At 48.0% G+C, this 15,244-nt stretch carries 14 protein-coding genes and 1 pseudogene; 3 read left to right on the forward strand and 12 right to left on the reverse strand.

From position 1 onward, the window contains the following. Positions 1-18: 18 nt before the first annotated feature. The 11 genes and pseudogenes from BJP58_RS09150 to BJP58_RS09200 all read right to left on the reverse strand — a co-directional run bounded on the left by BJP58_RS09150 (position 19) and on the right by BJP58_RS09200 (position 10,604). Entirely contained in the window at positions 19-1,173 is a 1,155-nt protein-coding gene (locus BJP58_RS09150) for an ADP-ribosylglycohydrolase family protein (protein ID WP_194543656.1), read from the reverse strand. A gap of 13 nt (positions 1,174-1,186) precedes the next feature. Then, positions 1,187-2,680 carry an extracellular solute-binding protein gene (locus BJP58_RS09155; RefSeq protein WP_194543657.1) on the reverse strand — a complete coding sequence of 498 codons (1,494 nt, stop codon included), beginning with the start codon at positions 2,678-2,680 and terminating at the stop codon, positions 1,187-1,189. A 71-nt stretch (positions 2,681-2,751) separates the two neighbouring features. Further along, positions 2,752-3,624: a carbohydrate ABC transporter permease gene (locus tag BJP58_RS09160; protein WP_194543658.1), complete on the reverse strand. Its 873-nt coding sequence runs from the start codon at positions 3,622-3,624 to the stop codon at positions 2,752-2,754. Between the two features lie 15 nt (positions 3,625-3,639). After that, a complete protein-coding gene (locus BJP58_RS09165; protein WP_071219970.1) occupies positions 3,640-4,533 on the reverse strand; it encodes an ABC transporter permease in 894 nt (297 codons plus the stop codon). A gap of 3 nt (positions 4,534-4,536) precedes the next feature. After that, positions 4,537-4,863, reverse strand: coding sequence for a DUF4387 domain-containing protein (locus tag BJP58_RS09170; protein WP_194543659.1), 327 nt, complete (start codon positions 4,861-4,863; stop codon positions 4,537-4,539). A 13-nt stretch (positions 4,864-4,876) separates the two neighbouring features. Further along, positions 4,877-6,264, reverse strand: a pseudogene (locus tag BJP58_RS09175) (acyclic terpene utilization AtuA family protein). A gap of 51 nt (positions 6,265-6,315) precedes the next feature. After that, complete coding sequence (locus tag BJP58_RS09180) at positions 6,316-7,014, reverse strand: FadR/GntR family transcriptional regulator (protein ID WP_113057336.1); 699 nt, start codon at positions 7,012-7,014, stop codon at positions 6,316-6,318. Positions 7,015-7,351: 337 nt separating this feature from the next. Beyond that, on the reverse strand, positions 7,352-7,645 hold the full coding sequence (locus tag BJP58_RS09185) for a hypothetical protein (RefSeq protein WP_194543660.1): 294 nt from the start codon (positions 7,643-7,645) through the stop codon (positions 7,352-7,354). 48 nt (positions 7,646-7,693) lie between these two features. After that, complete coding sequence (locus tag BJP58_RS09190) at positions 7,694-8,485, reverse strand: lipid II flippase Amj family protein (RefSeq protein WP_194543661.1); 792 nt, start codon at positions 8,483-8,485, stop codon at positions 7,694-7,696. A gap of 102 nt (positions 8,486-8,587) precedes the next feature. Continuing rightward, positions 8,588-9,496, reverse strand: coding sequence for a sugar phosphate isomerase/epimerase (locus BJP58_RS09195; RefSeq protein WP_194543662.1), 909 nt, complete (start codon positions 9,494-9,496; stop codon positions 8,588-8,590). Between the two features lie 25 nt (positions 9,497-9,521). Continuing rightward, positions 9,522-10,604: a Gfo/Idh/MocA family protein gene (locus tag BJP58_RS09200; RefSeq protein WP_194543663.1), complete on the reverse strand. Its 1,083-nt coding sequence runs from the start codon at positions 10,602-10,604 to the stop codon at positions 9,522-9,524. 377 nt (positions 10,605-10,981) lie between these two features. Between BJP58_RS09200 and BJP58_RS09205 the strand changes: the two genes are divergently transcribed. Genes BJP58_RS09205 through BJP58_RS09215 form a run of 3 tightly spaced genes read left to right on the forward strand, consistent with a single transcriptional unit; the run spans position 10,982 to position 14,834 of the window. Then, positions 10,982-12,520, forward strand: coding sequence for a spore germination protein (locus BJP58_RS09205; RefSeq protein ID WP_194543664.1), 1,539 nt, complete (start codon positions 10,982-10,984; stop codon positions 12,518-12,520). Positions 12,521-12,546: 26 nt separating this feature from the next. After that, the gene (locus tag BJP58_RS09210; RefSeq protein ID WP_194543665.1) at positions 12,547-13,638 is read left to right on the forward strand and encodes a spore germination protein; all 1,092 of its coding nucleotides are present in this window, start codon (positions 12,547-12,549) and stop codon (positions 13,636-13,638) included. Continuing rightward, positions 13,635-14,834 carry a Ger(x)C family spore germination protein gene (locus BJP58_RS09215; RefSeq protein WP_194543666.1) on the forward strand — a complete coding sequence of 400 codons (1,200 nt, stop codon included), beginning with the start codon at positions 13,635-13,637 and terminating at the stop codon, positions 14,832-14,834. Before BJP58_RS09210 ends, BJP58_RS09215 begins: the two co-directional genes overlap by 4 nt. Here BJP58_RS09215 and BJP58_RS09220 read toward each other — a convergent pair. After that, a complete protein-coding gene (locus BJP58_RS09220; RefSeq protein ID WP_194543667.1) occupies positions 14,813-15,241 on the reverse strand; it encodes a GNAT family N-acetyltransferase in 429 nt (142 codons plus the stop codon). The genes BJP58_RS09215 and BJP58_RS09220 overlap by 22 nt on opposite strands. Positions 15,242-15,244: the final 3 nt, after the last annotated feature.

Consider the following 15,244-nt stretch of genomic DNA (forward strand, 5'->3'; position numbering starts at 1 on the left):
TTCTTATCGCTGTTAAAGCTAACGACTCACTATGACCTTCCGAGACTCATTGATGCGAATATCCTCCTCAATGATCTTCGAGGCTATGCCGCTGAACCGGTCGGCGATAGCGCACAGGTCCAAGCGGTTCACCTTATTCAGCTGCTTAATATCTTCCTTGCGGATAACCTCGCTGCCATACATGGCGCCCAGGATCACCCCGGCCATGACGCCGATCGAGTCGGTGTCACGTCCGGAGTTAACCCCGTCCAGAATCGAACGATAATAATCACCGTCATTGAGAACGATAAACGCCAGTGCCATCGGCAGCTCTTCAATTGACCATAGGCGGCTGGGTGTATAATGGTTGCTCGCGATGCCAACCTTGTCGATGTGGCGGCTCACGTCATCGCCCATCGGCGAATATTTAAGCATGATCGCTTGAAACACTTCGATCACTTTGTCCATGTCATCCCGCTGATGCCGCATTTCGCGGGCAGCTTGCGTCATTTCCACAATGGCGGCTTTCGTGCCGTCTTTCGCCAGGCTGATGGCAGTGTGGACAATTTCGTCCACACTCACCCCCGGCTCAAACGCCTTCGCCACGCAAGCGGCCAGAACGCCCGCGGCTTCCAGGCCGTAACTGCTCTGGTGACCCATCGCAAACAGGATGGCTTCATCATAAGCCGCCTTTGGATTGCCCGCATTGACGATCCCGATCGGGGCGATGTACATCGCCGCCCCGCAGTTCACCATATTCCCGATGCCGCCTTCTCTCGGATCGCAGTTGGCCAGCACATGGCGCATGAAGATATATTTTTCCGGATAGAACAACCGGTCAATGATCAACGTTTCCTCATTCAGCTCAGGGACAAACGTCTTGCGGAACGCGATCTCCTTCACGAATTCATTGCCCATATCATAGGCATCCAGATGCCTGCCCTCGGTAAGATACACGTTCATGAGCGCAATGGTCATCAGCGTATCGTCCGTGACAATGCCATCGCCTCTTACACGGCCAAGCCGAGCGTCGGGGGGCAGATCCATCTTATGCCATCTTGTCATGAGGGATTCCACGCGTCCGTACTTGGACTTGATCTCCCCGTACGTCAATTTCTCGATGGGAGCTCCCATTGCGTCTCCGAGCGCGGTGGATATCACCACGCCCCTCACCCGGTCACGAAATGAAGTCATAGTTATAGGCTCCTTACTTGATGTTTTCGTTGGCGTATTTCGTTATCTCTGCCCCGCCTGCAGCATTCCAGGCTTCAACGAATTGGTCGAATTGGGACAAGTCCTTCTTGCCTGTAATAAAATCCGTCGAATATTCCTTGTACAGATTGTTCATCGCGTCCCAGTTCGCAATGAATTGCTCAGGGATGATGAAATTATTGTCTTCCGTGTAGAATTCGCCAGCCATTTTCAACGATTCGGTTCCAGGCTCACCCAATAGCGGCGTTTTCAAAGGCGTTTCGGATTGGATCTCGGTCGGTTCCCAGAAACGCGCATACCATTCGCTGTAGTATTTCTCGTTCAGCTCGATTTCGCCGTCAACCACCTTGTAATGCTCCTCTTCGAAACCGAGGCGGTCCAGCATTTGCCCCTTCGGACTTGCAAGGTAATCGAATACCTTGAACGCTACGTCTTTATGCGGAGATTGCGAGGAGATCGCAAGTCCTCTGGATTCCTTCGTAACATCGGTGGCCCCGAAGCCTTGAGCCTCGCCTTTAGCAGGCGGGAGCACGATCAGATTGGCGTCATCTCCGCCGAGTTCCTGCATTCTTCCGTCATACAAATCGATGATTTTGCCGGCTGTGCCCGTAATAACGGCAGCCTCACCTTTATAGAAGGCGTCTTCCTTCGTATCCCACTGCTTCGTAATGAATTGCGGGTCCAGCAGCCCTTCCTTGTAGAGCTTGTTGTAGAACGTCAGCTTTTCTTTCTCCTTCTGGGAAACCTTGGAGTACTCATACGTTCCGTCTTCCTTCTTAAGCCAAGTCGTATCTAAACCGAAAGCCGTATTGAAAATAAAGTTAATCTCAGCAATATCGCCTGCTGCCGTCAGCGCATAGCTCGGCTTGCCTTCACCCGGCTTCTTCTCCACCAGTTCCTTGAAGAAGGCATAATAATTGTCGACGGTCGGGTTCTCCATCAGGGCCTTGGAGCTATCCATGGCATTAAACCAGTCGGCACGGATGACCGGGGTCTTCGGGGCGAGCGGTTTGATCCACAGCAGATACGGATAGCTTGCCATCCGCGTTTGGTTATGCGTCTCTATGATATCTTTAATGTAAGTGGATTTTTCAATGTAAGGCGTCAGATCCTCCAGCAGGCCTTGTTCGGCAATTTGCTGGTCGCCGCCCTGGAAGTAGATGATATCCGGAATGGTTCCGCCTAACAGCAGCAGATTCAGGTTCTCGGCATAACTGCCCTGTGCCAGATCAACAAGTTCGAATTTCACGTTCAATCCTTCGTCTTCGGCCAGGGATTTCTCCAAGGTCTCGAAGAATTTAACCGAAACAGGGTTCGCCGTTCCTTCATCCTTATACACGATCTTCAATGTAACGGGATCACCGCTCCCATCCGGCTGGGTAGTCCCGGGTTCGGTTTGGCCCGCTCCCGGCGTGTTTGATTTCGATGTGCATGCCGACATGACCATAACCAGCATGGCAACGACGAGTAAAAGGCTTAATTTTTTCATGTTCATCTTTCTCCCCTTTTTATGAATTTGAACATTCATGCCTTATAAATAAGCTGACTTCGCCTTCCCGCTTAATCCTTCACTCCGCCCTCCAGTTCGCCTTTGGCGTAATATTTCAAAATGAACGGATATAGGAATAACAGCGGCACAATCGCAATCATGATCGTACCTGCCTGCAGGGAAGCAAAATCAAAGTTGATCGAGCTGTCGAACATGTTCTGGTTGCCGATCAGGGACGTATTGTCCTTGCGGACAACGAATTGTCTAAGCACGACCTGCAGCGGCCATTTGGTCGGGTCCGAAATGTAGAGCGTCGCTCTGAAATATTCATTCCAGTGGTACACTCCGTAAAACAAGCCCAAGGTCGCCAGCCCCGGTTTGGACAGCGGCAGTATGATTCGGCTGTATAAGCGGAAATGACCTGCGCCATCGATTCGGGATGCCTCCAGAATCTCCTCCGGTATGTCCTGGATGAACCGCATGAGAATAAAGAGATAGTACACGTTGATCGCTTTGTACAGGATCAGTGATGTTAGCGTATTCATCAGTCCGAGGTCCTTTACCAGCAGGTATTCTGGGATCATACCCGGCTCAAACACCATAATGACGATCAGAAAAAACAACACGACCTTTTTACCGATAAATTCGGTTCTGGCCAGCACGTACGCCGCCATGGAGGTTAGCAGCAGATTCAGGAATGTGCCTGCTACGGTAATCCATAAGGAATTCAGAATACTGCCTGTAATCAAGGGATTGGACATTAACAGTTGGTAATTGATTGTTGAGAATCCCTTCGGAAAGATGTCCAGTCCACCCATTAGATGGGCTTTGCCGGGATCGGTTAAGGACAGCGCCAGCAGATTCAGGAGAGGAACCAATACCATGAGCGTAAACACGAACAACATGAGATAAATGACGATTTTGGATATTTCCAGCCGTCTCACCCTTAAATCCCTCCTTTACCAGACGCCCTTGCCCGAGAAGCGCTTCGATATGAAATGCGTGCCCAGGATGAGGATGATACCGATCACGCCCTTGAACAGACTCGCTGCAGTTGCGTAGGCAAACTGTCCGTTCCCGATACCGATTCGGTACACATATGTGTCCAGAATATCCACCACACTAATGATGGAATCGTTCATAAAGTTAAACACCTGATCAAAACCAGCATTCATGAAGAAGCCCAGATTCAGAATGAAGACGGTTACAACTGTGCTGTATAAATGAGGAAGCGTAATGAACCTCATCTGCTGCAGCCGGGTCGCCCCGTCCATCTTGGCTGCTTCATACAATCCTGGGCTGATCTTCATGATGGCTGCCAGATAAATGATCGAATCCCAGCCGGCGCTTCTCCAAATTTCGGAGAATACGAGCACCCAACGGATATGCTCCTTGCTGGTCATATAATCCACGGATGGCAGTTGAAAGAAATTCGCTATCAGATTGACTCCGCCTTCGGCAGGGTTCAAGAGACTGATCCAGATTCCGGCAATGACGACCCAGGACAGGAAATGTGGCAGATAGACCACGGATTGCACATATTTGCGGTATTTCGTGCTCCGAACTTCATTAATCAGAAGCGACAGCATGATCGGAATCGGGAACACGAATACGATTTTCATCAAGCTGATGATAATGGTATTCTGCAGCACGCTTGTGAAGGCGGGCGAGCTGAACAGCGTTTTGAAGTGCTTCCACCCGACCCAGACATGATCCCCGAGAATCCGGTAATCCTGAAAGGCGAGTTTCATGCCGTACAGCGGAATGATGTGAAAGATAAAAAAGTAGAGCAGAGGCAGCGACAGCATCGCGTACAGTACCCAATCCTGCCTTAATCGCCTTAATACCTTCATGGCTTACCCCTCCTCCAGATGTTCAATGGATAGTTTCATGAGGGGAGCATGCTGCTGGGCACCGTACACGTCGCGATCGCCGACACTGCCCGACGATATGTCCCGCGACATCGTGATTTTGAAACCCAGCGCCTGGTCGAAAAATACCAAATGATGAATCTGCTCCTCCCGTATCTGATACAGCTCGCATATCGTCCGTTTCGTAATGACGCCGGACTGTTTCACTCTGTCATACTGCTCCTTGGAATCAAACAACACGTCTAATGTAATTTCGAAGGGTCCCGAGTTTTTGCTTCGCAGCACTTTCGCTAAATCGCCGAGTTCTGTCATGGTTTGATCCTCCTTATCGATGCTCTATACGAAAAGCATTATTTTTCATTTCCATCAGGTGATAGACGGAGAACTCATACACAGGACCGAACTCGATATCGCTTGGCGCGAATGGAAATGCCAGATTGCCTGCTGTTGATTTCCGGCCTTCATAGCCATAATGCAGGAAGGTGGAGCGCACCGTCGCGCAGATGCTGTTCGCCAATTCCTGCGTCTTGGCCACCACTTCGAACATGACGCCGACCTCATGTCCGGCAAAAGACTCAGGCTCCTTGCTTCCGAGAACACCATTCTTGCCGTAGTTGTAAAATTGGATCCGATAATCCGATTCCGGAATTTCCCGGTAATATTCGCGCGCCTGGTTGCGCACATATTCCTCAACCTCTTCCAGCTTCCCGATCAAGAGCGGATCCCGGATCCCGGCCACCACGAAGGTCCGATACGCTACGCGTCTTGCTCCTTCCAGCTTGATGAAATATTTCTCCGCCGGAAGGAAACGGCTGCCCGTCACACGAACGATGCCTTTCTCCACTTCCTCGAAGCGGCAGTTCTCCAAATCGAGGGTAAAGCCGGGGCCGTGCAGAATAAACGGATGTTCCTTCTCATAAAAGGTATGGGCCGCAACACTGGTCGGGCTGCACGTCCGGCTCGGGTTAAGCGATTGAACGGTAAACGAATGGTCGCTGATCGTGCCAAGAATGCTGTCTTTGGTGGTTCCCGGTTCCGCGCACAATGCGCCGCATTCCAATATTTTGCCCAGATGATAGGACAGCCCCGGGTCCTTGCCGTGATAGATCCCGATCGCCGCGAAAGGCGAAGGATCATACGCCCGGCCGCAGACGATGATGTCCACACCTTGTTGAAGCGCTTCCACAATAGGCTCGTGTCCCATCTGGGCAACGATGCTGTTGGTGGAGTCAATCAACTCACTGGTGAGCGGCGGAATATTCGGACTTAGTGCCTTAATCCGCCCTTCTTCCTTCGCCTGATGGATTTCCTCCCGGGTGAAGTCGGCCCATATGACGGACACCTTGGCCTGAAGCCCCCGCTCATCCAAAATCTCATCAATGATATCCAGCGTCCAGTTCACATGGGTCCGTGCCCCGAGCCCCCGGCCGAGCCGATGATGATCGGAATTTTCCGGGGCAAACCGTTTGTGAGCATAATGTCCAGATCCTTCTTGACCGCCCGCTTGCTGACGATCGATACGCCGGCGCCCAGCTTGTGCGGTCCCCCATCCGTGGAGCCCGCATCAACGACGATGCCGTGCAGCTCGAACTCCAGTCCGTTCCGAAAGGATTGTTCAGGAAATCCATATCCCAGCATGCCGCAGGGTGATAGAATTCGAATGTCTGTATTCATCTGCAGTCCCTCTCTACCAACATATTCACCCATGACCATTGGATAATTGGATTATCCAATTTGTGCTAAAAGGGGTGCCTTTCTCCCCTCTTAAACATGAATGTAGTTTTTCTGTATGTTTTCTTTAACCCTTCTGAGATGGTTCAGCAAAGCCAGCTTCGCTTTTACCGGGTCACGTTCCTTAATGGCTTGCAAAATAAGTAAATGTTCTTCGTAGACCTCGCTCTTGCGACCCGGAATCTGAGCGGTTTTGCTCAGTGTCCGCTGCAGCAAATCCATATGCAATTCAATCATATTGACGAGGACAACGTTATGCGTGGCTTTCGCAATCGACAAGTGGAATGCTTGATCCGGCTTCGATCGATCCTCCGCATTCTGATCGATCTCCCCCCAAGTCGCGAAGGCTGCCTCAATCTCGGCGATATCCTCATCGGTTGCGCGCTTTGCCGCCAGCTCCACAATTCCGGTCTCAAACAATTCGCGCGCCTCTAACAACTCAATGATGGTTGCACGTTCGATATTATCCAGGATGCGGCTGCGATCCTCGGCAACATCCAGTGCCTTGCTCAGGAAACGCCCGCCTCCGGGTCTGGCTTCGATCAGTCCTTCGCGCTCCAGAATGCGGAAAGCTTCCCGCAACGTCCCGCGGCTAATGCCAAACGATTGGGCCAGCTCCCGCTCTGTCGGAAGAACGTCACCCGGGGTCAAATTTCCTTCCAGAATCAAATTCTTGATCTGTTCGATGACATCCTCGTACACCCGATGATATTTAATCTTCTTAATGGTCATATGACTACCCTCTCTATCCCTACTTGCGCAAACGATAATTGGACGACCCAATTAACCGCATGTTTAGCATAAACGCATCCGAAATGGCTGTCAAGCATAAAAATAGCGCTTACATAACCGTTTCAAAGGTCTGTCAGCACCTAATATACAGATACACCGGGTAATTGGATGACCCAATCAACTTCTTCTTGTCCTCTTTTTCCACACCTTTTATTATGGATTACTTCCAATATGCGTAAGGTCTATAATCCAACATCGACTATATAGTTCAAAACAAATAACCCTGGCTTGGATAGGAATCCATGACAGGGTTTATGCTCACGTAGAAAATCCAACGTTAGGATTGCGGTCTTCGTTTTGCCAACATCCATCTAACACTTCCATATAAGCAACCTAATCCAATAAAGCCTCCAATTGCGGCTATGATAAACCATTCGCTAGTCCGCTCGATTACTCCAAAAGCTACCTGAGTCTGGAGGGATTCCGATTGTTCATATTGCCTGGTCAAATCCAGATCCCGCACATATCTCTGTGTTAGCACCATGCCTTGCAGCACCATAAATACAAAATAGCCGATATATATCACTGCAGCAAACAGCACGGATTCCATCACTACACGTTTACGCGTCATAACGATTCTTCCTCTCTCCTTCTGGCGTTCATGCAACAATCACAGTCCTTATATCCACTTCACAATCTCGCTGATTACATAAGCGGCTGGAATGATCACGAGCTGTGCCAGCATGGTCCCAAAAAACCTTGAAACCATCAGCATCGTATATACTTTGCCAAGCTGATCCCTCGCTTCCTCGTTCCGAGTCGCCTTATCGGTAATCAAACCAAGCTGGGGATCAATAAATATCGTTAAAATAATGGTCGCGATTCCGTTGATTAACCCGGATGCCTGAGATGCTGTGGTGCTGTACTGAGGAATGAGGTGAGCTGCATACAGGGATGACAGGACACCTACGGTGTAAAAAGCCGTAACCACAATATTCAGGATAATAAACCGTTTAGGTACTCCTAAGTAACGAAACTGACTCCATTTCAAGTTGGGTTTTCTTATGTAATGCCTTGTGTTCTTAAGCTGTCCAATGGTCACACTGGATACCAGCTTCGGAATCGATCCGGCGACCTCCAGCTTGCTGATGACTCTGCTGAACAGATTGACAAAGGTGGGAAACAATGCGATTGCAACAATGGTTCCGATCGAGGCGGCTAACAGAATCGCCCTGAAATAAGAGAGCACATCAAATGAAGGATCCAACTTGGCATAATCAACAAACTTGGCTGTCAGCGGAGCTTGAACTAAGTTGGACGTTCGGGAAACCAGCACAATAATCCCCGTCAACGATAATGCAACAGCGATCTTGTTTAGCTTCACTCCGGCATACCTTGCGGAGTACGACAAGGTTTCGGCCGTATGAATAACCATCGTCAGCACAAACACAACGATCAAGCTCTGTAGCATAGAGGGTTCCTCCCCACCTGATGTTCAGGTCAAACACCGTACCCAATATTGTGGCAATGGGTCTGCAAGCTCTCTGCCCACTCTTTATATCTATCCGATTTACTACCGGATTAGTACGTGCCCTCCCTGCTCTTCCAGCATCAAAGCCGTCCGGCTATAAATCTGGTGCAGCTGCTGGCGGGTTATGAGACTGGCTTTATGTTCAAACGTTACATGAAACTGTGAATTGCGATCTGCAAGATACCGCATATAAGCGTGGGCATCTCCGTAATTCACATCATGATCATGCTCCGGCAGGACAGGCAGGTGATGCGTGAACTTGTCCTCATCATAAAATACGTTGCTGTAATGGACCAAATATACCCGGGATGCCATCCGATCCAGAAAATGATACGGGTCAAACCCGCGAAAGGCCCTGCGGGTAATATCAAGTCTGGCCGTATCCAGCACAAACCCGATGTCAGGATAATCGTGAAAGCTATCTACAAACACATCCTCGTAATCACCAAAAAAATCATGCTCCAGTACAATGTGCTGCCCGTAGCGGAGCTGCAGCTCACAAAGAAACTCAAATAACCGCTTGGAAATGTCCCGGAATTTTGTTTTGCTCAATTGGTTGTAACTATAACGATGTGCGGAATCGGGAAGTCTCGGATACGGAGTAAAGGGCTCCTGAAATACCGGATAGAATGGATAATGGAACAGCATATAATCTGCGCCCACACTGGAGGCTAACTGAACCTCAGTCGAGATTTGTTCAAGTGCTTCCTGGAAAATCCCGGCCTCCGGTGCATTAACTTGAGGCAATCGATATCCAGCGTCGCCCAGTATCGGAGCATGCACACCGAAAGCGATCCGCTGGCTGCAGCAAAAATCGCTGACCTGCAATAATTCCTCCCGATTCGAAAAACAGCAAATTTCCATCCCGCTGATAAACTTGTCTGCAAGCTCCTCCCATCGATCTTCGGTAAAATGATCCCACATTCCGATCTGTAAGCGCCTCGGAGTCATGACTCCCCCTCCTTTACCTTTCCTATTACCCATTTCGAATCATGGATCCATAATCAACGCTGACTCGGCTGTGTGTAACGGACGAAAGACGAATCGCATCCAGAACAGCTTGTACCTTGTGGCCATCCTCGAAATTCGGCATATTCAACAATAATCGGTTTGCAGTTATGCTCTGATATATGCCGTCTATCATCTGATAGAAACCGTTATAATAGGGCACTGCCGGGGCTTCCAGGTTAGCCGGCGGGTCAAACGGATCCATCGGGATAGAGTCAAACGCCCCGCCGAAGCTGCATTCGAGGGTATGATCATTTCGCATCACCAGCGTCCCCTTCGTCCCGTAGATCTCTAACGTCCAGCCCGCTCCGCGGATTCCCGGAAAAAATACATCCGCAAGGAAAGAAGCTCCTCCCTTAAAACACCCTGTGAAGGTAAAGGCATCATCAGCATCCCTAAGCTCAAGCCCTGCATCTCCGTTATAGGCCGGAACCTGGGTTCTCAGGTCGCCGTACACTTCCGTAATTTCTTCGTCCATCCACCACAAGAGGGAATCTACCATATGCGAACCGATCGCAAACAGGAATCCACCGCCATCCTCGCTGCGCGCTTCCCATCCCCGGTAAGAATTAGACAGTACGGAGTGGCCGGAAAAGCTCCCTGTATATTTGATATGCTGTATGTCTCCGAGTTCTTTACCTTGCAACATGTGCTTGATTCGTTGCCGAATCGGTGTCCATCTCCATTGAAAATTAACGAAAGCTTGTCGATCCACCTGTTCTGACGCTCTCCACATCTGTAACGTTTGCTCCGTATTCATGCCCAGAGGCTTCTCCGTCAGGACATGATAGCCGGACTGGAGGGCGAGCATCGTCATTTCATAATGATGGACGGGCGCCGATACAATCGAGACCAGATCTAACGGTTCACTCTCCAGCATGTCACGCCAGTTCCTGTAATACGGAATTCCATTCCACGAGCGGTCCTCCGTGCGCTGTCGATGCACACTGGCAATGGATTTCACCTCCATCCCCGGGTGCAGTTGAAGAATGGGAGCATGAACAGTACCGCCAAATCCGGTCCCTATGATCCCTACCGACAATGTCTTCATCTTATGGTAACCTCCCAACGTACATCGAGCTACCTGCCTGATGCTATTTTAACATTATTTCCCTCCCGCGTATCCAGTGTCTTTGGTCAAGCCAATCTTTCCAATAATCCTTAGTTCGACTCCTGCGTAGTCGTCGAGTATTAAGTTTAAACGGTTGTTGCTTAGATAATAATGGCATTATAGAGACTTACGCTTAAATGGCGCTAATGCTGTCATAACAGGGGGATTAACATGTGGAGAATGGTGCTTTCCTACCTTCCGGATTGGAAGGTCTTTATGCAGGGTTTTATCGCATTTATGGTTCCATATATAATCTCAAGGTTTTTTAAATGGGTTCATAACTCAAAGGAAGACTGAAGAAATGGCGGGGTTCAACCATGAAACAACATGACCATGAAAACAAAAAAACATTGGATCCTGCTGAAACCTCAACAAACCGTTTTTCGGGGAACTTCGCCTTGGATCTTGAACTGGTAAGAACTAAGATCGGCCATAACTCGGATGTGCAATTTAGGGAGTTTTACATTGGAGGCACAGGCATTGGTGCGGCCATCATTTACGTAGACGGACTGTCGGATAAAGAGCTCATCGACCAGCACATTATGAAATCGCTTATGGTGAGCTTCTCCGAAAAAAACAATCAGGATCCATCTCTTGTGCAAGGGGTCCTCTCTAAAGAGTTGATTAAAAATCAAGTTCTTACCATTAGTGAAGTAACAGAAACACAACATGTTAATGACTTAACGTCCAAGATATTGACAGGTTCGACTGCACTGTTAGTGGATGGATTGCAGCATGTGCTCATTCTTGGTACGACCAAAGGGAAATCGCGCAGTATTGAAGAACCGTCTTCTGAACCATTGGTTAGAGGCCCACGGGTAGGTTTCACAGAATCGTTACGTGATAATACCGCTCTTTTACGACAGCATGGTGACAACAACAACTTATCCATCATTAAGTTTCAAGTAGGGCAAAGTTCAAAAAAAGAACTTGTCATCGCTTATATCACAGATATGGCTGATCCTGCTTTGGTGGAAGAGGTCCAGAAAAGAATCCAAAAAATAAATATAGATGATGTACCGGAATCAGGCTATGTAGAACAGCTGATCGAGGATAATTACCTTAGTCCTTTTACCCAAGTACAGAATACGGAGCGTCCCGACCGCGTTTACAGTGCCTTGATGGAAGGACGAGTAGCGATCTTGTTAGATGGGACGCCTTTCGCTTTGATCGTTCCAATTTCATTTAGTATGATGCTGCACTCACCAGAGGACTATTATGATCGTTGGTTACCTACATTTCTCATCCGCCTGTTGCGTTATTTTGCGGCTTTTATATCGCTATTTGGACCCTCCTTGTACATTTCGTTTGTATCGTTTCACCAAGGATTGATCCCAACCAAACTGGCCTTGTCGATCATGGGCACGAGGGAAGGCGTACCGTTTCCCGCACTCATCGAAGCACTGATCATGGAAGTAGCAATCGAAATTTTGCGGGAAGGTGGGCTGCGATTACCTAAACCCATTGGTCCGGCCATGGGGATCGTTGGTGGTCTGGTGATAGGAGAAGCAGCCGTACAAGCGGGGATTGTCAGTCCAATTATGGTGATCGTGGTGGCGTTAACCGCCATTTCTTCCTTTGCCATCCCTCAATACAGCGCTGGAATTACGTTTCGTATGCTTCGTTTTATAGCCATGTTTTTCGCTGCAGTGTTTGGATTATACGGGGTCGTTCTGTTTTTCCTTTTCTTTTGCAGCCATTTAGTAAGGTTGGAGAGTTTTGGTGTTCCCTTTGTCACCCCTATCGTTCCATATCGAGTAAGCGATTGGAAAGACTTTATGATTCGTATGCCACTCGTGAAGATGAAACGCCGTCGGGAGGCGATACACCGGAAAGACTCCATCCGTAAAGGCTAGCTCTCTAAGAAAGGAAATAACCCAACATGATAGGTAGTTCAAAAGAACAAATTACGAATTCGCAAGCAGTGGTGATCCTCGTCAACTATATTCTTGCTGCCGGGATTCTAACCCTACCGCGAACATCTGTGGAGAAAGTGAAAACACCGGATGTTTGGATTACCGTGATTTTGGGCGGGATGATCGCGATGATCGTAGCGTTGATCATCGTGAAATTAAACCAGCGATTCCCCGGAAAAACCTTTTATCAATATAACCAGGAAATTGTAGGTAAATGGATGGGCGGGTTCCTCAGTTTACTTGTTATCGGCTACTTTTTTACCATTTCTGCCTATGAAGTCAGAACAATGGCAGAAGTAACCGGCCTTTTTTTGCTGGAAGGCACCCCCACCTGGGCCATCATTCTGCCTTTCATGTGGATAGGTCTCTATCTGATCATTGGCGGAATCAATACGCTCGCCCGTCTGTTTGAAATCATATTCCCTATTACGATCGTCATTTTTCTACTGGTTGCCTTTTTGAGCTTAGGCATATTTGAGATCGATAATCTCCGTCCCGTATTAGGATTGGGAATCGGCCCCATGCTAAAAGGAATAAAGACAACCGTTCTCGCATTTTTAGGTTCTGAAGTTATGCTGCTTCTTGTTGCGTTTATGCAAAAGCCGGACAAAGCCGTAAAAGTTGTTCTAATCGGTGTTTCCATCCCTCTGCTCTTTTACGTCATCACCGTTGTCATGGTTATCGGAGCCTTGTCGATCGATGGGGTGGTCACGAGTACATGGCCTACCCTTGAGCTTATGCGAAGTTTTGAAATCCCCGGATTGATCTTTGAACGATTTGAATCTTTGCTGCTTGTGATATGGATTATGCAAATATTCACCACATTCACCATTACCTACTATGCAGCTGCTTTAGGAATGGCGCAGCTCTTCAAAAAGAAGATTCATCCCTTTATTTATGGCTTGATTCCGATTATTTACATCATTGCGATGATTCCAAAAAATATCAATGACCTCTTTAAACTTGGGGATATCATCGGCAATATCGCATTAATATTATTTGCTGTACTGCCATTAATCTTACTTGTAGTATCAAGACTGAGAGGTGGAAAAGCTTGAAGCACATCACGATACGGATCCTCTTGAGTGCACTGTTGGTTTTTATACTCCTGCCCCTTACAGGATGTTGGAGCAATAAAGAAATTGAAGATTTAGCCCTCATTGTAGGCACTTCAATGGATTTGGAAAAACAGGAAGGTGCTCAGGAAGAGTCAGCGGGACAACCAGGCGGTCAGCCTCACCGGAATCGAATTACGATAACCAATCAATTTGTTACCTCAGAGACTACAGGAAAAGGAACAAAAACAGGATCATCACCACAAAAAGCTTACAATAACGTTTCTGAAACAGGAGATGCGATCCTGCCGACTTTGCGTAATATGGTATTAAGAATCGACAAGCGCGCCTTTGCCGAGCATTCAAAAGTGATTATCATTGGAGAGGATCTTGCACGTACCCTGGATATGCAAAAGATTTTGGATTTTTACATTAGGGAACAGGAGATGAGACCAAGCGGACTCCTTCTTATCGCTCAAAACCGTGCGAGTCAAACGCTAGAATCGAACAAGCCAATGGATATTCCAGCGTTTCAACTCGTTGAAATGACACACGGTCACGGAAGAACAACCAAAATTCTGCCTCCTACTACAATTACCAAGATAGAGGGGAAGCTGCATGCGGGGGCCAGCTTTCTTTTGCAAAATATCGTGTCGACGAAAGGAGAAATAAAATTCGCCGGAGCTGCCGTCATTGAAGGGAAAACTAAAAAACTGCGCGGCTTTTTGAATGAAAAGGACTTGGAAGGCTTAACGTGGATATTCGGAAATGGGAAAGGCGGTTTGGTAAAAAGCGTTGATAGGAAGACGGGGCAGCCAATTATATACGAAGTGTTATCCTTGAAAAGTAAAATTAAACCTCATGTTAATGGGAATAACATCTCGTTTGATATAAAAATCGAGTCTGAAGGAAGAATCGCCGAGCATTGGGTGGTTTCAGAGAATTCCATTGAAACTGAATTTTTGAAAAGAACGGAAAAAGCTATTGAAGAAGAGGTGGAGCGTTTAGTTGACAACGTACTCAATAAACTTCAACATGAATACAAAACGGACGTTGCCGGCTTCGGAAACCAATTGAGAATTAAATATCCTCGTATATGGAAAACAACCAAAAAAGATTGGGATCAAATATTTAGTGAGGTTCCGATTAAGTCTGAGGTGAAAATAACGATCAAAGATTACGGAACGTCCGATGAATGAGTTCGCTGTATATCCTTCTTCATCCCAATGGTAAATCGCTGAAAACCCAGCTTCTCATAATATGGTTCCAGCCCTTCTTCACACATCAGTTGCGGGAAGACCCGGGACTTCTCGCAATGTTCAACCAATCGATGGAGGATCTGTCGGCCTATCCCCTTGGACTGATAATCCGGATGTACGCCTAGTCCGCATATAACGCCGGTGATCACCCCATCGGAAATCACCCGCCCCATACCCACCAGTGTTTGTCCTTCATATGCATAGATGGCATACCAGCTCTGCAAACACATGGTTTTCAATTCGGTGACGGATAGACGAATAGAGTTCCAGTCAAGCGAAGCATACAATGCTTCCAGTTGACGAAAATCCTCAGGCGGCTCTGAGGTATATATGATATCCCCTACCATTCA

Origin of the sequence: Paenibacillus sp. JZ16 (assembly GCF_015326965.1) — a bacterium.
Taxonomy (GTDB): Bacteria; Bacillota; Bacilli; order Paenibacillales; family Paenibacillaceae; genus Paenibacillus_AQ.

Coding starts and splice junctions, on each gene's coding strand:
- BJP58_RS09150 (WP_194543656.1), bottom strand. CDS start 1,173: ATGACTTCATTTCGTGACCGGGTGAGGGGCGTGGTGATATCCACCGCG.
- BJP58_RS09155 (WP_194543657.1), bottom strand. CDS start 2,680: ATGAAAAAATTAAGCCTTTTACTCGTCGTTGCCATGCTGGTTATGGTC.
- BJP58_RS09165 (WP_071219970.1), bottom strand. CDS start 4,533: ATGAAGGTATTAAGGCGATTAAGGCAGGATTGGGTACTGTACGCGATG.
- BJP58_RS09170 (WP_194543659.1), bottom strand. CDS start 4,863: ATGACAGAACTCGGCGATTTAGCGAAAGTGCTGCGAAGCAAAAACTCG.
- BJP58_RS09180 (WP_113057336.1), bottom strand. CDS start 7,014: ATGACCATTAAGAAGATTAAATATCATCGGGTGTACGAGGATGTCATC.
- BJP58_RS09185 (WP_194543660.1), bottom strand. CDS start 7,645: ATGACGCGTAAACGTGTAGTGATGGAATCCGTGCTGTTTGCTGCAGTG.
- BJP58_RS09190 (WP_194543661.1), bottom strand. CDS start 8,485: ATGCTACAGAGCTTGATCGTTGTGTTTGTGCTGACGATGGTTATTCAT.
- BJP58_RS09195 (WP_194543662.1), bottom strand. CDS start 9,496: ATGACTCCGAGGCGCTTACAGATCGGAATGTGGGATCATTTTACCGAA.
- BJP58_RS09200 (WP_194543663.1), bottom strand. CDS start 10,604: ATGAAGACATTGTCGGTAGGGATCATAGGGACCGGATTTGGCGGTACT.
- BJP58_RS09205 (WP_194543664.1), top strand. CDS start 10,982: ATGAAACAACATGACCATGAAAACAAAAAAACATTGGATCCTGCTGAA.
- BJP58_RS09210 (WP_194543665.1), top strand. CDS start 12,547: ATGATAGGTAGTTCAAAAGAACAAATTACGAATTCGCAAGCAGTGGTG.
- BJP58_RS09220 (WP_194543667.1), bottom strand. CDS start 15,241: ATGGTAGGGGATATCATATATACCTCAGAGCCGCCTGAGGATTTTCGT.